General features: G+C 58.3%; 14 protein-coding genes and 2 pseudogenes. 7 read left to right on the forward strand and 9 right to left on the reverse strand.

Annotated elements, in window-relative coordinates; translation table 11 throughout:
• Positions 1 to 398: 398 nt before the first annotated feature.
• The 5 genes from CRO07_RS15960 to CRO07_RS15980 all read right to left on the reverse strand — a co-directional run bounded on the left by CRO07_RS15960 (position 399) and on the right by CRO07_RS15980 (position 6,045).
• The gene (locus tag CRO07_RS15960; RefSeq protein ID WP_204840035.1) at positions 399 to 1,250 is read right to left on the reverse strand and encodes a phage exclusion protein Lit family protein; all 852 of its coding nucleotides are present in this window, start codon (positions 1,248 to 1,250) and stop codon (positions 399 to 401) included.
• 386 nt (positions 1,251 to 1,636) lie between these two features.
• Positions 1,637 to 3,505, reverse strand: coding sequence for a TniQ family protein (locus CRO07_RS15965; protein ID WP_097031660.1), 1,869 nt, complete (start codon positions 3,503 to 3,505; stop codon positions 1,637 to 1,639).
• Positions 3,502 to 4,485 carry a TniB family NTP-binding protein gene (locus CRO07_RS15970; RefSeq protein ID WP_235841046.1) on the reverse strand — a complete coding sequence of 328 codons (984 nt, stop codon included), beginning with the start codon at positions 4,483 to 4,485 and terminating at the stop codon, positions 3,502 to 3,504. The genes CRO07_RS15965 and CRO07_RS15970 overlap by 4 nt, the downstream gene beginning before the upstream one ends.
• A 4-nt stretch (positions 4,486 to 4,489) precedes the next feature.
• The gene (locus tag CRO07_RS19440) at positions 4,490 to 5,128 is read right to left on the reverse strand and encodes a hypothetical protein (protein ID WP_204840036.1); all 639 of its coding nucleotides are present in this window, start codon (positions 5,126 to 5,128) and stop codon (positions 4,490 to 4,492) included.
• Positions 5,125 to 6,045, reverse strand: a complete 921-nt coding sequence (locus tag CRO07_RS15980; RefSeq protein ID WP_235841048.1) for an AAA family ATPase — start codon at positions 6,043 to 6,045, stop codon at positions 5,125 to 5,127. Before CRO07_RS15980 ends, CRO07_RS19440 begins: the two co-directional genes overlap by 4 nt.
• A gap of 129 nt (positions 6,046 to 6,174) precedes the next feature.
• On the opposite strand from CRO07_RS15980, the gene CRO07_RS15985 reads away from it, so the two are divergent.
• Positions 6,175 to 6,528: a helix-turn-helix domain-containing protein gene (locus CRO07_RS15985; protein WP_097031661.1), complete on the forward strand. Its 354-nt coding sequence runs from the start codon at positions 6,175 to 6,177 to the stop codon at positions 6,526 to 6,528.
• Positions 6,528 to 7,409: an ImmA/IrrE family metallo-endopeptidase gene (locus tag CRO07_RS15990; protein WP_097031662.1), complete on the forward strand. Its 882-nt coding sequence runs from the start codon at positions 6,528 to 6,530 to the stop codon at positions 7,407 to 7,409. The genes CRO07_RS15985 and CRO07_RS15990 overlap by 1 nt, the downstream gene beginning before the upstream one ends.
• Positions 7,410 to 7,455: 46 nt before the next feature.
• Here CRO07_RS15990 and CRO07_RS19530 read toward each other — a convergent pair.
• Positions 7,456 to 7,653 (reverse strand): annotated as a pseudogene (locus CRO07_RS19530) (IS3 family transposase); the annotation flags it as partial.
• 342 nt (positions 7,654 to 7,995) lie between these two features.
• A complete protein-coding gene (locus tag CRO07_RS18485; protein WP_141400086.1) occupies positions 7,996 to 8,544 on the reverse strand; it encodes a hypothetical protein in 549 nt (182 codons plus the stop codon).
• A gap of 314 nt (positions 8,545 to 8,858) precedes the next feature.
• Between CRO07_RS18485 and CRO07_RS16000 the strand changes: the two are divergent.
• Positions 8,859 to 9,139 (forward strand): annotated as a pseudogene (locus CRO07_RS16000) (transposase); the annotation flags it as partial.
• 436 nt (positions 9,140 to 9,575) lie between these two features.
• On the opposite strand, the gene CRO07_RS16005 reads toward CRO07_RS16000, so the two are convergent.
• Together CRO07_RS16005 and CRO07_RS18490 are read right to left on the reverse strand one after the other, a co-directional pair.
• Positions 9,576 to 9,854 (reverse strand): TM2 domain-containing protein, encoded by a 279-nt coding sequence (locus CRO07_RS16005; protein ID WP_097031663.1) that lies wholly within the window; start codon positions 9,852 to 9,854, stop codon positions 9,576 to 9,578.
• 57 nt (positions 9,855 to 9,911) lie between these two features.
• A complete protein-coding gene (locus CRO07_RS18490; protein ID WP_176504605.1) occupies positions 9,912 to 10,328 on the reverse strand; it encodes a hypothetical protein in 417 nt (138 codons plus the stop codon).
• Between the two features lie 494 nt (positions 10,329 to 10,822).
• Between CRO07_RS18490 and CRO07_RS16010 the strand changes: the two genes are divergently transcribed.
• From CRO07_RS16010 to CRO07_RS16025, 4 genes are all read left to right on the forward strand, one after another.
• Positions 10,823 to 12,967: an AAA family ATPase gene (locus CRO07_RS16010; protein WP_176504606.1), complete on the forward strand. Its 2,145-nt coding sequence runs from the start codon at positions 10,823 to 10,825 to the stop codon at positions 12,965 to 12,967.
• 230 nt (positions 12,968 to 13,197) lie between these two features.
• Positions 13,198 to 14,412, forward strand: coding sequence for a DUF3644 domain-containing protein (locus tag CRO07_RS16015; protein ID WP_097031665.1), 1,215 nt, complete (start codon positions 13,198 to 13,200; stop codon positions 14,410 to 14,412).
• A gap of 181 nt (positions 14,413 to 14,593) precedes the next feature.
• Positions 14,594 to 16,660 carry a type I restriction-modification system subunit M gene (locus CRO07_RS16020; RefSeq protein WP_204840037.1) on the forward strand — a complete coding sequence of 689 codons (2,067 nt, stop codon included), beginning with the start codon at positions 14,594 to 14,596 and terminating at the stop codon, positions 16,658 to 16,660.
• A gap of 14 nt (positions 16,661 to 16,674) precedes the next feature.
• The gene (locus tag CRO07_RS16025; RefSeq protein ID WP_097031667.1) at positions 16,675 to 17,910 is read left to right on the forward strand and encodes a restriction endonuclease subunit S; all 1,236 of its coding nucleotides are present in this window, start codon (positions 16,675 to 16,677) and stop codon (positions 17,908 to 17,910) included.
• Positions 17,911 to 18,128 lie beyond the last annotated feature (218 nt).

The following is an 18,128-nucleotide window of genomic DNA, read 5'->3' on the forward strand; positions in this document are numbered from 1 at the left end:
CCGCGCCGAATCCTATGAAATCCTGCAGGCCATGGCCACCAAAACCTCGGGTTTATCGCCTTGGATCAACCACTTCACGGTTGTTCAGGCCGGACCATTTAACGCGCAGCAAGTACAAGTGATCCACTTTGTCCATTAACGTCAAGGTTCATGTCCATGCCAGATACATGCGCCGGGCACCGCCAGGAAAGAAAACGTACCTCACGGAGGTTAACGTCAGCTTAGAACCAGCGAAGAAGGATTAGCTGCTGATAGATGAAAGAGTGTAACGACTCACGACTGACCTAATTCGACCAGACAATGAACCATAAAGGACAGTCCGAACAAGTGCATTGAAGGCAAATAGGAAACCTAGCCCCTATTCACCGCAGGTAGTCACAAGTTTATTATTGAAATCGCTACTTTCGAAAGAGCTCCGTTAAGCGATTCGCCGTCCATTCAAATAGTTCTTTCGGCGTCTCGCAAGCGGGCGATTTTGATGCTGGATCGAAAATAGCTTTCAGTACATAAGCGGCATTCTCTAATCCAGCGCTTCGTTCTCCCATTTCGAATTTTGCTACCGATTCTTGAAAACGAGTAATGGCTGCAGGGTGATCCCTACCTTGGCCAAGCTTTTCCTCATTGAGAAAAAGCCAAGATAATGCAACACATACAACTAGAACTCGGAACTCGCGCTGTATACCAAAACCCGCTTCGTCCAGTATCCAACAAGTGGCAAAGTTATCCGCCTGGAACTCCTGTCGCAATCGCTGATCAACTGGAATGTCTTTTTCATGCTTGAGATGTACGTGTCCAATCTCATGCAAAAGTATCCAAGAAAGAGCTCCGAAGAAAATGTTGTTCACCCGCCCTTCCGGAGCTTCAAACATGGCACTGACGTTAGGAATTTTAAGGCTTGAAGGCCATTCTCGGTCACTATGAAATAGGTCGCGAGCATAATTTATATACTGATAAATCTGCAACTCCGCGCAAAACTTACCAATATCGAAATGCTTCGCTCCCGTGTCTATTTCTCGCTGTAACCGCGACGCTATGTCTGAAATGTGAAAAGCCGCGTAAGAAAGACACCAAAGGCTAGCTAAGCCTGCATACGACGCAGTTACCTTGGCTTCAACTGGGTATGCGTAGAAATTGGCCTCCCCGTGCGTTGTAATTAGTTTCCATCGCCCCTTTACGAAAACCTCTTCGGAAAGATTTTTTCCTCGTTCGGGAGCGATATTAAATGGGGCCCTCTTTGCAAGTTGGAACAATGGGTCCATAAGTGTCTGAGTGGTTTTTTCCATTATTCAGCCTTTCTGCTTGCCCCATTGTATAACCATAAATGATACATTGTTCCACAAGAATCCACGACATTCTATCTTTCGTAAATGGCGGACTTGGAATATTCTCAGAAAGCGGCAGGGGTTACGACCTTGCCGCCATGTTCCACAAGCCTTCTCTGAAGGGCACCTCCATCAATGCCGGCTCCTCGGAGTTAGCTGCCATAAATCCATGATTTTGCGTACAGCCTGCATCGACCGACCGAATTATCAGAGGTGCCTTGAGGCATATTAATGGACAAAAAATGAGGCTTTGGCCCATTGTATTCTGTCTTACAGCGATGAGAAGTAAGATGGCTTGGGTTCAGTGATGTCGTTCACCCCGACCAAATGTCCACCGGCGCATTCGCGATGTCCGCCCAGCGATAGATCCTGACGCCGATCTCCTCCGGGTCCACCACCGGCTCGACGCCCATCTTCTTGAGAGCGTGGCTCAGTTCCATGTGATGCAGCCCCGTCTCCGTGCAGAGATGGCCGTGGGTCACATATTCGCGCTGAAAGTCCATGAGATCCTGCGGCATCAGCCAGATCCCGGCCCTGGCAAATGCCGAAACCGGCACCTTTTGCGACCTCAACAGCGGACCGCCGGGCCGGTCGGCAAGCAGCGCGTGGCCGACACGGAGCGACACCTTCAGGATCTTGAAAGCCTCGCTCGGACCATAGCCAAGCGGCCGAACCGTCGCAAACCGAGCCAGTTCGACAGGGTCAAGGCGCACCGCCGCCAGCCCGTTCTGTCCGGCCAGCCGCGCGGCGCTCGTCAGCTTGCCGTCGAACAGCGCCGGGAGGATCACATCCAGAGTCACCCGCGACAGTTCGGCCGTGCGGGCAAGCCCGTGACGCCCCTCCGGTTCTGTCCGAATGACCGGCAGGCGGCGTTTCAGATCTGCCATCAGCTCTTCAACCTCCCGCCGATCGACGGCGCAACGACTATTGCCGATCTCGATGCCTCCATGCCCGATCGGCTTGAGAATGCCGCAGTCAACCATCAATTGCGCTTGCGACCTCGTGCAGTTCATGAGCTTCGGCAGGTTGGAAACAGGAACGGCGTTCTTCAGCAGTTCAGCCAGTCGCTCGCCCTCCGCGACATCGAGCGTGACGAGGCTGTCCGGCTGCTCCTCGCAGTCGGGGGCGACGGCGCCGCAGGCTTTCAGGAAGTTCCGCAGCGTCTTTGGATGGACCTTGATGTGCTCGGCCAGGGACAGAACGCTGTGGCGGCGCCGCACCGGCAGAACCTCGCCCAGGACTTCATCCCCCGGCGCCACGGCCATCGTGTCGAAGATGTGCTCCCGAAGGAGGTCCCGGATCGGGCCGACGTCCTTTTGGTTCGTGCCGTAAGCCAGCCACTTGAACATCTGTCCGAAAACCTTTTGCGGTCCCACTTTCCCGTTTCGGTCCCTGAACGCATCCTGCACCGTCTGCAGCGCTTCACGGACCCCTTCCGCGCCGCGGCTGGTGTAGTGCCAACCGGTGCGGCAGGCTTGGTCCCGTTCCGCCAGCGTGAGATCGCTTGTCACGCGGTCCCGACCGAACTCAAGCAAGGTGCCCAGCACTTCGGTGGTGCGCGCTGCCTGTTCGATCCCTTGTCCGTCGAGCCAGGCTGGCCCGGTCCCTCCCTCCAGCCGTGAGATCAGATAGTCCTGCAGCCCCGACGGTGCCCGCCGTTCCAACCCTTCAGCCAAGGCGGCAAGGGATTCCCCCTCTTCCGGCACCAGCAGCGACAGTTCGTGATAGATCGAATCCCAGGACTCCCGTCGCCGCTCCACGAGCGGCAAGCCGTGAACCGGGCAGGTGAGCACATGGCGCAGCGTCCAGATCAGCTTCCCCCGTCGATGGGCATGCATGTTTCCGCCCGCCCGGTCGTCTTCGGCCAAACAGGCCGGGCAGAAGGCGGTCATCGCACCCTTGGTGAATTCGAGCGGAAAGACTTCGTCGCGCAGGGCAAATCGCCGGACGCCAGCGCGTTTCAGGCGGTTCTGCGCAACAACGGCCGGATCCTGGCCGGTCACCTCGCAGAGCCTCTCCACGGCATCTTCCGAGTTGAGAACGATACTTTTCGGTTCGATTCCGAAATCCCGCAGGAACGGCACGAAGCGATCGCCGGTGTGGAGGGCCGCCAGACGGGCGGCCCAGGAGAGCAGCGTCTCTGCCGGATCAAACGGCAGGAACGGTCTCAGAAGTTCGGTCATTGCGCTTTCCCCTTACGGGTCTTGCGGGCGGGGACGATCGACCCGGACGGCTGGTCAGGATCGATGGAGCCCCAGTTCGGGCTGAGAAAAACGTTGCGCTCGAGGGGGCAGCCTTCGTCAAAGGCCCAGGCTTCGGCGAAATGCTGCACGTTGAGCCGCGTCGCGCCGTGTTTCATGGCCCATTCGATGGCCTTGATCGCCGTCTCGAGCGTGCGTCCGAACCGGTAGCGGCTGGCATGCATCAGCCGGTCCACCAGATCGGCCTCCGTTGGCGGCTCGAGTCCAGCCTTGCCGCAGTAATGCGCGATCACCGAGGCAATGTCCGGGCCGTTCAGCGCCGGCGTGACGGACGGCAGCGCCAGCGTCGAGAAGCGCCGTTGCACCTGCGGGTCAGTGCGGATCAGATCCCGCAGTTCATCGGTGCCGGCCAGGATAACGATCAGGGCGTCATCACCCTGCATCAGAGATTTCAGCCCGCGCAGGATGAGCCGCCGGTCGTTGCAGAACAGGTCGTGCGCCTCGTCGAGGCAGAGCACCTTGATCCCTTGATCGAACATCCGGTAACGGCAGAGGGACCAGATGCTCCAGGCTTCCCGGCGGCTGGAGATCTCCGGATAACCCGTCGCACGCAGCACCTCGAAACCGACGCTCTTGAAGGTGGCCGGGCTGGGGAAGTTGAGGAACAGGTAGTGATCCTGGTCAGCTCTCGCCGCAGCGCTGAGCGCCGGATGGTTCGCGAGGTTGCGCCTGATCACTGTCGATTTTCCGCTGCCGGGACCGCCCGTCACGATCACACCGCGGGTCTCCGCATTGCCGGAATGGCGGACAGCCTGGGGGAGGAGGTTGCCCTCTTCATCCCTCTGCAGAAGCCGGTCGAGATGTTCGCGGAACATCTGATCGCGCTCGGTTCGGAAATAGATCGAGCGGAGGGTTTCGGTGGTGGCGGAGATTTCCGCCGGGGTGCGAGTCATGGCGTTCATGGGGTTACTCCTCAATGATCCAGGAAGATTTCGTGGGGACGGGCGCCGCAACGGTGTCCGGCGTCGCGGGAGTTTCGGTGTTGGTGGCAGGCACGGTCACGGCGGGGGCCGGACGTTCGACGGCCGGCGGTGCGCCGACGGGCGAAACGGTGATCGGCACCTCGGGCACGGACAGCCCCAGTTGACCGTCCGTTTTCACCGGCCGGGGGCTGGCATCGTTGAAGGAGACGTGGCGGAACAGGTTGACTTCGGTGCTGTCGCGCGCCGTGATGCGCGTACTGTGCTTCTTGAGGGCGCCGCGTACCCAGTCGAGTTCTTCCGCCGCGCAGGGGAGCGAAACGGCCCAGTCGCCGCTGAGGGGATCGAAGCCGACCTTATCCTCGTTCGCGTCACCGCCGTCGATGGCGTCGTCGTCATAGAGGCAGTAGATGCGCGTCCGCGGGCCGTCACAGGTGACGATGATCGCGGCGTCGCGGGGCGTCTGGTCGGTGATAAGGCTGGACGCGACGCCGGACACGGCCATCAACTCGTTATACGCGGCACCGGTCCGGCCTTGGGTCAGGAGCGCGACGATCGCCGTCCAGGTGTCATGGGCGTTGCGATGCGGGATGCTGCGAAAAGTGCGGCTGGCGACGGTGCTCATGAGCGGCCCTCCGTGGTGGTGCGGGACTTCTTGGCGGCATGGGTGGCGGACAGCAGATCGTCGATCGTGACGAGGGCTGGGTTCATCGCAGTCTTGGGGTTCGTGGCCAGGGCGTTCGCCACCATCTTGCGGATCGCGCGCCCATCGAGCCCGACGCAGGCTTCGGCGCAGGCCGCGAACTTCGGCGACGCGGCGAGCTTGGCGATGGCCGGATAGCTCTGGCCGAGCCCCGTGAGGCAGTCCGCGAGGATACGAGCGCACGCCGCCTTGCCGGGAAGAGGCACCGGCATGATCATATCGCAGCGTGACAGGAAAGCGCTGTCGATCGCCTTAGGGAAGTTGCTGGTCGCGACAAACAACAGGTTGGTATGCTCCTCGGCGAGGGCGTCGAGCTGGACGAGAACGGCGTCGGTGGCGCGGTGAACGTCGACCGGGTTCGCATCAAGGCTCAGCTTGGAGCGGTCAGCAGCAAGCGTCTCGACCTCATCCAGCAAGACGATCGTCGGCCCGCCCGCTGCCGCCTCGGCAATGGACTGAGAGAATAGCTCCGTAACGGCGCGCTGCGTCTTGCCGTGCGCGGCGCTTGCCAGAGAATGGGGTTCCACCTCGAGGAGGCGGAAGCGACCGCCGCTGAATGACTCGGCTACGCGGTGCGCCAAGCCCCGCGCCAACGAAGTCTTGCCTGTGCCGGGCGGGCCAACGAGCAGGATGACGCCGTGTAGTGGGATTACACTACGTGGGACCTGCGGGCGGACGGTGAAGTTGAGCACCGCCTGCGACAGCAGGCGCGCTTTCTCACTCTCGTCCATGATGATCGAGTCCCACAGCGCCCCCAGAGTCGCATCCGGCAGACGCCTGATTTTCTGGATGCCCTTGGGCCGCTCTTCGATATCCTTTGACGGCTGGTGCTTCATCATGAGTTTCGTCCTTCTGGCAGACGGGCTGCCGTCAAAGTTCTTGTGCTTGTCGGGTTCGACATGGTTACCTTGTCGGTGAATATACCGGATGGCCCAAAAACCCGTCAAGTTTTACCTGTCGGAGAAGACATGACTGACAAGATCACCCCCTCGCAGATCTTCAGCGAGAGACTGCGGGAAGCCCGAAAACTAAGGGGTTACAATCAGGAAGATCTGGCGGCGAGGGCCGAGATGCCGGCCACGACGATTGCCCATTTTGAGACCGGGACCCGCAAGCCGTCATTCGAATCGCTGCGGCGACTCGCGGTTGCGCTGGAAATCACGACCGATTTTCTCCTCGGCCGAGTCGACAGTCCTGAGCTCGCTCAGGCTGGCGATCCGCTGTATCGCGATATCGGCCGCCTTAGCGGCAACGACCGGGAGATAGCCAAGGACTTCCTCAAGATGCTGGCCGACCGCAATGCAAAGAAGGACAAGGGCTAGTGGGTCGTCCGTTCCAGCTCATGTTGGCGCGGCGTACAGCGGAGGCTTTCCTCCGCAAGGAGGCTATCACGACATTGCCCGTCGACCCGTTTGCCATCGCCGAGAGCCGGGACATCCTCGTCCAGCCTAAACCCGACACTGAACCAGGGGTGTCCGGAATGCTGCTGCGGCACGGCAACAGCTTCGGAATTATCTACGCGACGCACATTCAGAGCCTGGGATTCCAGAGGTTTAGCGTCAGTCACGAGCTGGGACATTTTTTTCTTGAAGGCCACATCGACCAAATTCTGAAAGACGGACTCCACGCATCGCGCGCCGGCTTCGTGACAGCTGATCCTTACGAGTTGGAAGCCGATCACTTCGCGGCCGGGCTCCTGATGCCTGAAACGCCCTTCCGAGCCGCAATGGATAATGCAGAACACAGCCTTGCTGGCATCGAAGCGCTTGCGGACCAGTGTCTCACCTCACTCACCGCCACGGCAATCCGCTATGCCGGACTCACGCGCAAAGCTGCCGCTGTAATTGTCAGCACCGGTGACACGATTGACTATTGTTTCATGTCGGATGCGATGAAGACGCTTCCGAAACTCGCGTGGCTGCGTAAGGGCACTAAGCTCCCGGCGGGCACCGCGACCGCACGCCTCGCCGGTGATCCAGCCAAGATACGGGTCGGCGCACGCGTCACTGACGAAACCGATGTACGTGACTGGCTGGGCGGGACGATCAGACAGGGTGTTTCCGAAGAGTCGATCGGCTTGGGCAGCTATGGTAAAGTCCTGACTGTTCTCTCCTCTAAGGCCATCGGCCGTGAAGATGACGATTATGACGAGGAGGAAGATGAAGATACCCTCGTCGAAAGGTGGACGCCGCGGTTCCGATAACGCGGCCGACTTCTCTTCGCCGATCCTGAAGGCTGCGTCGATCAGCAGGTGCCGGCACGCGGAACTCGCGGTTCACCTTGTCCAACGGGCACGGAGCCTTCTTGTGCGGAATTGTTGTACGGTGCGGCTTGCCGCGGATAATGCCTTGAATATCCATGTCCTTCATCAGCCGTACCACCGTGCAGCGGGCGACGTTGAAGCCCTCGCGGCGCAATTGGCGCCAGACCTTGCGGACGCCGTAGATGTGCGGTGCAGCCGATCTTCGCCGCGATCGGCATCACCGCCTGCCAGCGTGACGGGTGTTTGGCCTCGGTCTCTGGAACCAGCCGCACGGCTCGCTCGCGCACGTCAGGGGAAAACTTATTCGTGGTCTTGCTCATGATGCTCCATCCTACTCAGGAGTTGGAGCCTCCCGCGAACCCGGCGCGGTTCACTGTGGCAATTTACAGGCGCGATGCATGCAAACGGCTGCAAGCACGCTTTGCCGATCTTTGAACCCAGAAAACGGCGGCCTTTCCGCGCCTTGCAGTAAGTTTCTCATGGATTTTGCCGATCTGGCTTGCCGATCATGGGGTCTAAGTTTGCATTATTCGAGATCAATACCACCACTTCCCTTTGAGAAGGAAATAAGTGGCTGAGAATTTCCAAACACATCCATTTCAACTACACAAACTTTTTCGTCATTCTTCCCACGACCACAGAGGGCAAATTTATTCACGTTCTCCCCAAGCCCCCAATCAAGACGAGACTCATAACTAGCCTCCAATCCAGAGACAATACCCTTGTCAACAATAGACTGACCAAGTTCCTTTACGCTGTAGCCACAAGCCTTGAAGTTCTCGCAGGAGTATGTCAGCTTAGTCGCATCAAGCGACATTTCGACTGTGGAATTTCCACTGGAGCAAACATAACTCAAGCCTAAAATCATCGCCCTATCGAAGTTGAATTTTTCGCACTCATAACCACGCGACTCCAAGACGCCAATCATTTGCGACGGCGTCAACTTCCAGCATATCCCCTTTATCTGTGTCATGCCGTTGCAAACGCTCTCTGCGTGAAGGAGTTCTTCCTTTGGCGCGGCCAATGCCGTGGCCTCCCCAAGAAGGATAGTTGCAAAAATTAGGGGAAGAAGCATAATTTTGTTTCCTTCTGTGCGCATTCCTCATGAGAGCAATGATATACCCTAAACGGATTTCGTTCCTCTCTTTTCTTGCTGCTAGGATTAAAACAATGTGGATAAACTGGCTGCACAAGATGCACTGCAAGAGAACGGACGCGGTCACCGGCTGGCGAACGATGAAGATGTTTGCTGGCATCCCGAGGATCATCCTGCTGATCCTGCAGAGTTGAAGAAAGATCGATTCGCATGAGCTTATAAGGATTATCTTACAGATTTTTTCCATCCTGCTGCGACCTCCGATAATTCGTCCATCTGATGCTAGACCGAACATGAAGAGATGGAAGTTCACCCAAGAGCAGATCATTGCGAGCCTGCGTGAGCAGGAGGCAGGTGCCGCAACGGCAGAGGTCTGCTGCAGGCACGGGATCAGTAGCGCCACATTTTATGCCTGGAAGTCGAAGTTCGGCGGTATGGAATTGTCGGAGGCAAAGCGTTCGAAGGCCCTCGAATACGAGAACGCCAAGCTGAAGCGGCTGCTTGCCGAAGCGATGCTCGAAAACACCGCGCATAATGATCTGCTCTCAAGAAAATGGTGACGCCCGCCGCCAAGTGTGAGGGGCACGGGCTTGAGCCTCCGCCGTCTGCGCGAGAGGGCGCCTCGCGCCGGCGCCCGCCTGACTATCTCTGGCAGACGGATGACGCTGGCGCTATCCGCAGTGGCGGCACCGTTCTGGTTTGTGCTCTGGCCGCGACCGATGACGCTGCACTGGGCCGACCCGTAGCAAGCTGAAATCGCGCCGGACCGGAAAGCCACAGCGCCCATGGGTGCCTTGGCCTCATGCGCACACGGTGCCCGAGTGACAAGGGAGCAGGACGAAAACCCCAGTTCGTCGTCGCGATGCCTCGCAGTCGTCTAGCGAAGCCGTCTCGTAACCGCGAAAGCGGCCCAAACGACCCCTAAACCCACCCGATCCGGCCGACAGCGCGGGCTCGGTGAATAAGCTGAGCTTAAGCGCTCAGCCAATGTCAGATACGGGCAGACGATATCAATCGATTCGATTTCCGTCGCCATCTCTGAAATTTCCTGTAAGGATCAGGATAAAGTCGATGAGTACCCAGAGACCAAGTCCGCCGAATGTCAGAATCATCAGAATCGCGGTTCCGGGTTTTCCGACAATAAAACGATGAACACCAATGAACCCCAGAAAGAAGCATACAAGTGCCATAACGATCTTGTCGTGCTTGCTTTTATCGACAGCCCCACAAGCGGGACAACTCTTGGCCGACTCATGCAGTTCCTTGCCGCATCCGATACAGTATTTCATTTTAGGTCCCTTTCATCTATGCAGTGTCATCGAGACTATCACGCGCCAGAAGATTGATTATTGGATCGCCTCATTATTCTGAGGGTTCACCTTATCGATTTCAAAAAGAAGATTCGACTGGATGTCATTATAGATTGTTTTCATATCTTCATCGATCCCCGGTTCACCAACAGGAAGCCATGTGATAAGCTTGACTTTGATACGAGCGAGCGCAGGATTTTTATCTTTTAGACTGAAAACCTCTTGGATCTTTTTATCCAGCTCCGCGGTCTGTTCCTTTCTCAAATTTTCTCGGTCTTCCTCTATCTTCTTAATTTGCTTAACAAATCCATCTGTCACTGAATTGATTGCATTTATATCGGCGGTAAATGCCTCCATATCAAATGGTGCAGGAGTTACATCTTGAGCTGCTGCACCAGTGAAGGCGCTCACGGAAACTACAACAGTAGTCAGAACGCGTATTATGTAGGACATGCTCATCCCTCCTTATGATTGACTTCGCATTCCAATCAGGATGCACTGAATTGAATTAAATTGCATCTGCTTTATTGCGATATTGAGTTCAACTATGTGGATAACCATGCTGCGCAATAAGCAACTTGCAATATGCCCTTTATAGCAATATTGTCTTTTCGCATTAGTGCGCAACTTTCAGGGCAAGATGAACTATCCTGCGATAACCCGGGCGGCAATAATCTCTAATGGTCTGCTAAAGCGGCTTTTCGGACGGGTCCCTTGGTTCAGGTGTTTTCTAGGGATAAGCTCTCGCGGATGATTGACCCGAGCGAGAATACGACTTTTTCCCTGATCCCATTGGCGCAGATGTTGGATTTATCATTAGAGCTCGCAACGTTTTTCAGTTTTTGCAGTGAAAACAGCGTATTGACTCCACCTTGCTCCTCTGATCGGTAAGCTCCGCGATGGAGTGGATACCTCGACTTCATCCGGATTTAATCAGGAGAAAGTTGATGAGCCAGGAGTTTTTCGGCACCAGAAATTTCGGGTATGACGATGCGGTGACGATCAGCAATCGGTCCCATGGCGCCGCCAATGATGAACGCAGGGCAGTTCCCTTTTCATCGGAGATTTCCGCAGCCGGCCTGGCGGATCCCGTCTGCCTCTCCTTTGCGGCCGAAGTCGTCGAGCGTCTGCGCTCTGTCGAGCAGGCCAATGCCGTCGTTTTTTCGTCCGGCGACGGCAACGACAACAAATGTCACCCGACCGCTACGCAACTTCTGCTCGCGCTGCGCCTCGCTGCCACCTTCGGCAGCCGCCGGGCCGTCGACTCCTGCCTGGCGCCACAGGCCCTGACGATGTTGTCCGGGCTGCAATTAACGGAGGTCAAGCCGGTGTTGGAAGTGCTGGACTACGGCCTTCTCCCTCCTGGAACCCGGACGCTGACCAAGTCACGGCGGTCACCGGGCGTCACGCCTGATCTGGTCCTGTGCGCCCCCGAGACTGACGGCCGTGAAATCAGCCGGTTCAACCTTCGAACCTTTCACGAAGATCTCGTGGATGCCTTCGATTCCCGAATCCCTGTCCTGATCCTCTGGCCGGATGAGGAAGAACTCTCGGCCGATATCGCCCGATTTCTCCCGGCACCGCTCAGGCTGGTGCCGACGGACCGCGCGATCGTGCTGGAGCTTCTGCGCCTGACCTATGGTGAGTCTGGCACCTTCGCGGCGGGTGCAATCCTTGCCGCGCTGCCGGACGATCGCGCCTTGGCTGATCTGCCGCCTCTTGCGCTGAAAGCGGCACTTCGGGCGTCCTCAGCGTTGGAGGCGGCGCGTCAACTGGCAGATTTTCTACGTCCCGCAGCCAAAGTGGGGCCAAGTCTTGACGATCTCTCCGGAGATGGAGAGGCCCTGGCCGCAGCCCGGCGGCTGGTGGAGGATCTCGGGCTCTGGAAAGAGCGCCGGATCAAATGGAATGAGCTTTGCCGATCCATGCTGATGTTCGGTCCGCCGGGAACGGGCAAAACCTGGCTTGCGCGGGCCATGGGCGCCAGCGCCGGCGTCGACTTCATCGCCACCAGCTTCGCCGAGTGGCAGGCCGCCGGTCACCTTGGCAACATGCTGGCCGCCATGCAGAAGAGCTTCACCGAAGCGCGCCGGCGATCGCCCTCCATCCTGTTCATCGACGAGATCGACTCGGTCGGGTCCCGGCTCAGCAGCGACAGGCACGGAGCGAACTATTCCCATCAGGTCATCAATGGTTTCCTCGAGCAGATGGACAGGATCTCGAGGGAGGAAGGCGTGATCGTCATCGGGGCCTGCAACTTTCCCGAGCGGATCGATCCGGCCGTGCTGCGGGCCGGGCGGTTCGATTTGAAGATCGAGGTTCCCCTGCCCGATGGCGATGCCATTTTCGGCATGCTGAAGCGCAGTCTGGTGAACGATTTTCCGGAAGCGGATATGCGCGCCCTGGCTCGGTCGGCCATCGGCCGGAGTGCAGCGGATGTCGATGCGGCGGTCCGTAAGGCCCGAAGTGCTGCCCGCAGCGCCGGGCGCGCGCTTCGCCTCGAGGACATCCGGGCGGAGTTTGCGCCGGCCGGCGCCGTCACAGAGGCGGTCGAATGGCGCACCGCCGTACATGAATGCGGGCACGCCTTTGCGGCCATCGCCTTTGGCCGCGGCTCGATCGAGCGCCTCACGCTGACGCCCGACGGTGGGATCACGACTAGGATGCCGGTCAACGACGAGGGTCTGATTGCCGAAATCGAGGCGGAGATGGCCTATCTGATGGCTGGCCGGGCGGCTGAGAGGCTAGTCTTCGGCGAGGTCTCTGCCGGGGCGGGCGGCCCGGAACATTCTGATCTGGCCAAGGCCACCGCGTTGGCGGTCATGTTGGATACCCGGTTCGGCCTCGGGGTCTACGGCTCCCTCTGGATCGACGCGAGCCCGGATGTTCTTCTCCGCGACCCCGAGGTTCGCGATCGCGTCCGCGCGAGGGTCGATGCGGCGGAGGCGCGGGCTGGAGCTCTGCTCACTGAGCACAAGGACCGTCTGGAGGGCATGGCCCGGGTCCTCGTGCGCGAGCGACTGCTGGCCGGCAAGACGCTGGCGGATTGGCTGGTGCCGTTGTCGGGTGTCGCGCCCTCGAACCCCGAGTAAAATCAGACTGACCGGCCCGGTGTAGCCAGATCGGGCCGGCGGCACCCATACTGTCGCTCACAGGACGCGCGGAAGCTTGTCGTGAGCGACGTCCGAGAAATTGCCACCTGAACTCATTCGCCGCGATTCCGGCATCAAGCAACCGTGCGGCGCATCGTCGCTTGATGCCGGCTGAAGCGTCTCTTCGTGCATGATCCGTTGCTTGTTATTCATCTCCCAGGAGGTGCAGCATGGCAGATAAAGAGGACAAGAAGCCCAAGGTAACAAAGCGGCGCCGGGGCAATACCTTGGAAAATTGGGAAATCGCTATCGTGAAAGCCATGATCAGACGCGGCGGTCTTTTCACGAACGACCAAGATATCCTTGCGTATTTCACGCGCCCCACCCGATCGGTGAACCATAGGCTCATTGGTGAAATCAGAAACGAGGCCAAGCATAAAGCCGTAAAGGCCGGGAGCGATGAGGATCTTGATGTCTTCCTTGCAACATGGCCGGATGTCGACCATGAGACGGGCCTAAGTGTCCGCGGTGATGAGCTCCTGATCAAGGCGCGAGAGGCCATGATCGCCGCCGTTCAAACATTCAACAGCGCGGGCCTGACCTTCCGGGCCGAACTCTTCATCGTCACTGCAATCATAGCGTGGACATACCTTATGCACGCTTGGTTCCGGCGTGAAGGGGTTGATTATCGCTACCCGAGCCAAAAGACGAAAGAAGGTGCCGATAAGTATTGGGACCTCGGCAATTGCCTCAAACAGACGAAGTGCCCGGCGAAAGGTGGAGTTGCGAAGAACCTCGAATTCCTGATCGAGCTCAGACACGAGATCGAGCATCGATCGACCAACAGGATCGACGACGCGCTGGGAGCCAAGCTTCAGTCCTGCGCGTTAAATTTCAACGAACTTCTCAAGAAGGAGTTTGGAGTACAATACGGCCTGGAAAGGCGTTTGCCCCTCGCGTTGCAGTTCGTTTCATTCGGGTCGGAGCAGCGAATGGCACTCAAGAAAGCCACTAGCCTGCCCAAGCACATCGAGGCTGCGATAAATGCCTTTGAAAACGGGCTGACCGAAGATCAGATGAAGGACCCGGCTTACCGGATCACCTATGGATTCGTACCAATGGTCGCGAAGAGAGCAGGTGCTGCGGACACTGCGGTGCAGATTGTATCGGCTGGTAGTGATGAGGCCGGTGAGATCGAGAGGATCATCCTCAAGGAGGTAAACAAGGAGAGATATCCGCCCGGAAAGGTCGTGAATAAGGTGAGCGCTGCTGGTTTCCCGCGCTTCAGGATCCAAGACCACACCGATCTTTGGAAGGAACTTGACGCGAAAAAGGAGGGCAAGGGCTTTGGCTGCGTTGGAGATTACGGAAACTGGGTTTGGTTCGATCGATGGATCGAAGAGGTTCTGAAACACTGCGAAGCCAAGGGCGCAACATACCGTTAAAACACGATCAGGCCGAACATCTCACCAACGCGGCGTACGAATTGGGTGTTGGATCAGAGAATGATTGTCTCTACGTCCGGGACCTCCATTAATGTTCAATGATGGTCACGGCAAAAACTTGAGGTTTTCCACATTCCTGTGTCAATTGACACATTGAACGCCTGCGCAATTCGGCTTAGGATTGACCGGAAAGCTCTCGGAATTGAAGGGCTGCAATTGGAGTGACGACGTGGGGCAGGAAGCCATTCAGAATAATGCGGCCTTCATCTGGTCGATCGCGGAACTGCTCCGCGGCGACTTCAAACAATCGGAATACGGCCGAATCGTTCTGCCTTTCACGGTGCTGCGCCGCCTCGACTGCATTCTGGAGACCACCAAGGACCAGGTCCTGGAAGCCGCCGCCAGCCTGCCCGAAGGCACCGACGACGAAGCCCGGTTCATGATCCTGACCTCGGTCGCGAACGCTGGCGGCCAGATCTACAATGTCAGCCCCTTCACCTTCGCCACGCTGCGCGAACAGGACCCCAAGCACCTTCGCAAGAATCTCGTCGACTACCTGATGGGCTTCAGTCCGAACGTGCGTGACATCTTCATCGAGAAGTTCAAGTTCACCGAAGTCCTGAAGGGTCTCGAGGACGCCAAATCGCTCTGGCGCGTGTTCGACAGCTTCGCCCGTGCGGACCTGCATCCGAGCAAGGTCTCCAACCTGGAAATGGGCTACCTTTTCGAGGAGCTGATCCGGCGCTTTTCGGAAATCTCGAACGAAACCGCGGGGGAGCACTTCACTCCGCGCGAGGTGGTCCGCCTGATCGTCGACCTGATCATTGCCAACGACGAGGTTGCGCTGTCAGGCAAGGGCATCATCCGGCGCATCTATGACCCCGCCTGCGGCACCGGCGGCATGCTCTCCACTGCGGAAGAGGCGATGACGGCCCTCAATCCCGGGCTGAAGGTCGACCTCTTCGGGCAGGAACTGAATGCGGAATCCTTCGCGGTCTGCAAGTCCGACATGCTGGTCAAGGGACACGACGCTTCCCGCATCGCCTTCGGCAATACGCTGACCGAGGACGCGCACCGGAACGAGACCTTCCACTACATGCTGTCGAACCCGCCGTATGGCGTGGACTGGAAGAAGTACGCAGACGAGATCAAGGCCGAAGCCGATCGCAAGGGGCACGAAGGCCGGTTCGGGGCGGGCTTGCCGCGGATCTCCGACGGGCAGCTGCTATTCCTGCAGCACATGATCTCGAAGATGCGCGACGACGAGAACGGCTCGCGCATCGGCATCGTCATGAACGGGTCGCCCCTCTTCACCGGCGGTGCCGGTTCGGGCGAGAGCGAGATCCGGCGCTGGATGCTGGAGAACGACTGGGTGGAGGCGATCGTCGCCCTGCCGACCGACCTGTTCTACAACACCGGCATCCAGACCTATGTGTGGATCCTCGACAATCGCAAGGACGCCGCCCGACGCGGCAAGGTCCAGCTGGTCGACGCCTCGGGCGAACGATTTTGGAAGGCCATGCGCCCGTCGCTCGGCTCGAAACGGCGGCAAATCCCCGACGAGGCCCGGGCCGAGATCGTCCGCATCTACCACGAGTTCCTGAACGGCAAGGCCGGCTATGGCGACGTGTCGAAGATCTTCGACACCACGGACTTCGGCTATCGTGAAATCCGGGTGGAGCGCCCGCTGCGCCTGCGCTTCGACATCACCGGCGCGAAGATCGTCGAGATGGATGACGCGAAGGGCCTCGACAAGCTGGGAGATGACCTGCCCGGCCTGAAAGCGGTCCTGCGCGACAGCCTGATGGGCCAAAGCTTCACCAGCCGCGATGCCTTCGAAGGCGCGGTCGCGGCGCTGGCCAAGGCCGTCGGCGTGAAACTGTCGACACCTGTCCGGAAGGCGCTGGTCCAGCACTTCGGTGAGCGGGACGAAGAGGCCGAGATCTGCCGCGACGCCAAGGGGCAGATCGAGCCGGATCCGGAGTTGCGGGATTTCGAGTTGGTGCCGCTGAAGGAGGACTGGAAGGCGTACTTCGCCCGTGAGGTCACGCCCTTCGTGCCCGACGCCTGGGTGGACACCAGCTACACCGATGACAAGGATGGGAAGGTCGGACGGGTCGGCTACGAGATCAACTTCAACCGGTACTTCTACCAGTATGTACCGCCGCGGCCGCTGGCGGAGATTGACGCCGAACTGAAGGAACTGGAAGCGGAGATTGCCGGGCTGCTGAAAGAGGTGGTGGCGTGATCAGACTCCGACACATGCTTCGCATGGCGCCTTCGGCGGGCGAGATCGAAGGCCTTGCATCTGACGACGATGTCACATTCGCGCCGATGGAGGCGCTCGCCGATGGAGTTGGCGGCCTTGATGTTTCAGCCACGCGACCTCTGCGCGATGTCGCGGCAGGCAGCTATAACTACTTTCGAAATGGCGACGTTCTGGTGGCAAAAGTTACTCCTTGTTTCGAAAACGGAAAGAAGGCTTTGGCCGCGGACCTGAAGAATGGAGTGGGTTTCGCCACATCAGAGGTCCACGTGCTTCGTCCAGACCCCAATAAGCTGGATGACCGTTTTCTGCTTTATCTCCTGTCTTCCGAAGATTTCCGTGCAGACGGTATGCGCAGTATGACCGGTGCTGGTGGCCTCAAACGTGTGAGTGACGCAGCCATTCTGAACTACAGGCTGAAGATCCGAGTCCTCGCCACTCAAAAACGGGTCGCCGCATTCCTCGACCGCGAAACCACGCGGATCGACGAACTGATCGCGAAGAAGGAACGGTTGGTGGATGTCCTGAAGGAAAACCTTCTTTCGGAGCTGGAACGCCTGGTGACGCCGGAAGAGCACATTCATGAAGAATTGATCCCCTTCCGCTGGGTTTGCCGCATCACCGAAGGACAAGTCGACCCGACCCAACCGGGATGGACGAATAAGCCGTTGATCGCACCGAACCATATCGAGTCCAGAACCGGACGTCTTCTCGGTATGGAGAGCGCAGCAGAGCAAGGCGCGATCAGCGGGAAGTATGCGTTTCCTGCGGGCACCGTGCTCTACAGCAAGATCCGCCCAAATCTGGCAAAGGCGTGTGTTTCACCGGTGCAAGGTATGTGCAGCGCCGACATGTATCCGGTTCTTCCGGATCGCCGCCTTCGCCCGCAATTCCTGCTGATGCATCTGCTTTCTGCCAAGTTCACTGATTGGGCGACACTGGAATCGATGCGTGTGGCGATGCCGAAGATCAATCGCGAAACATTGGGATCTTACAGGCTATGGGTGCCCGCACTCGATGTGCAGGACGCGGCCGCTGACAAGTTCTTTGCAGAACAGGCACGGAACGAGGCTTTGACCGACAAGGTCAAGGCTTCACTGAGCCACCTCCGCGAATACCGTTCAGCCCTGATCACTGCCGCCGTCACCGGCCAGATCGACGTGGAGACTTATGGCAAGGAGGGCACCGCCTCTGCCTCACTCGACCGGATCGAAGAGGAGATGCAAATATGACGACCACAACCCGCCATACTGTAGCATGTCCTTGCGGTCATAAAGGCACAATCAGAATGCGCGAGAACGACGCCCCATTCACCAGGCAATGGGAAAGCTACTCTTTGGAAGGGCTGAATGGGGGTTCCACAGAAGTGGACGGTTTTCTTTCATGGGAAGAGGTCTTTGCGCGGATTGCCCCTAGTTGCCCGAAGTGCGGCCAGAAATTGACCCCGGAT

This window comes from Cereibacter ovatus (assembly GCF_900207575.1).
Taxonomy (GTDB): Bacteria; Pseudomonadota; Alphaproteobacteria; order Rhodobacterales; family Rhodobacteraceae; genus Cereibacter_A; species Cereibacter_A ovatus.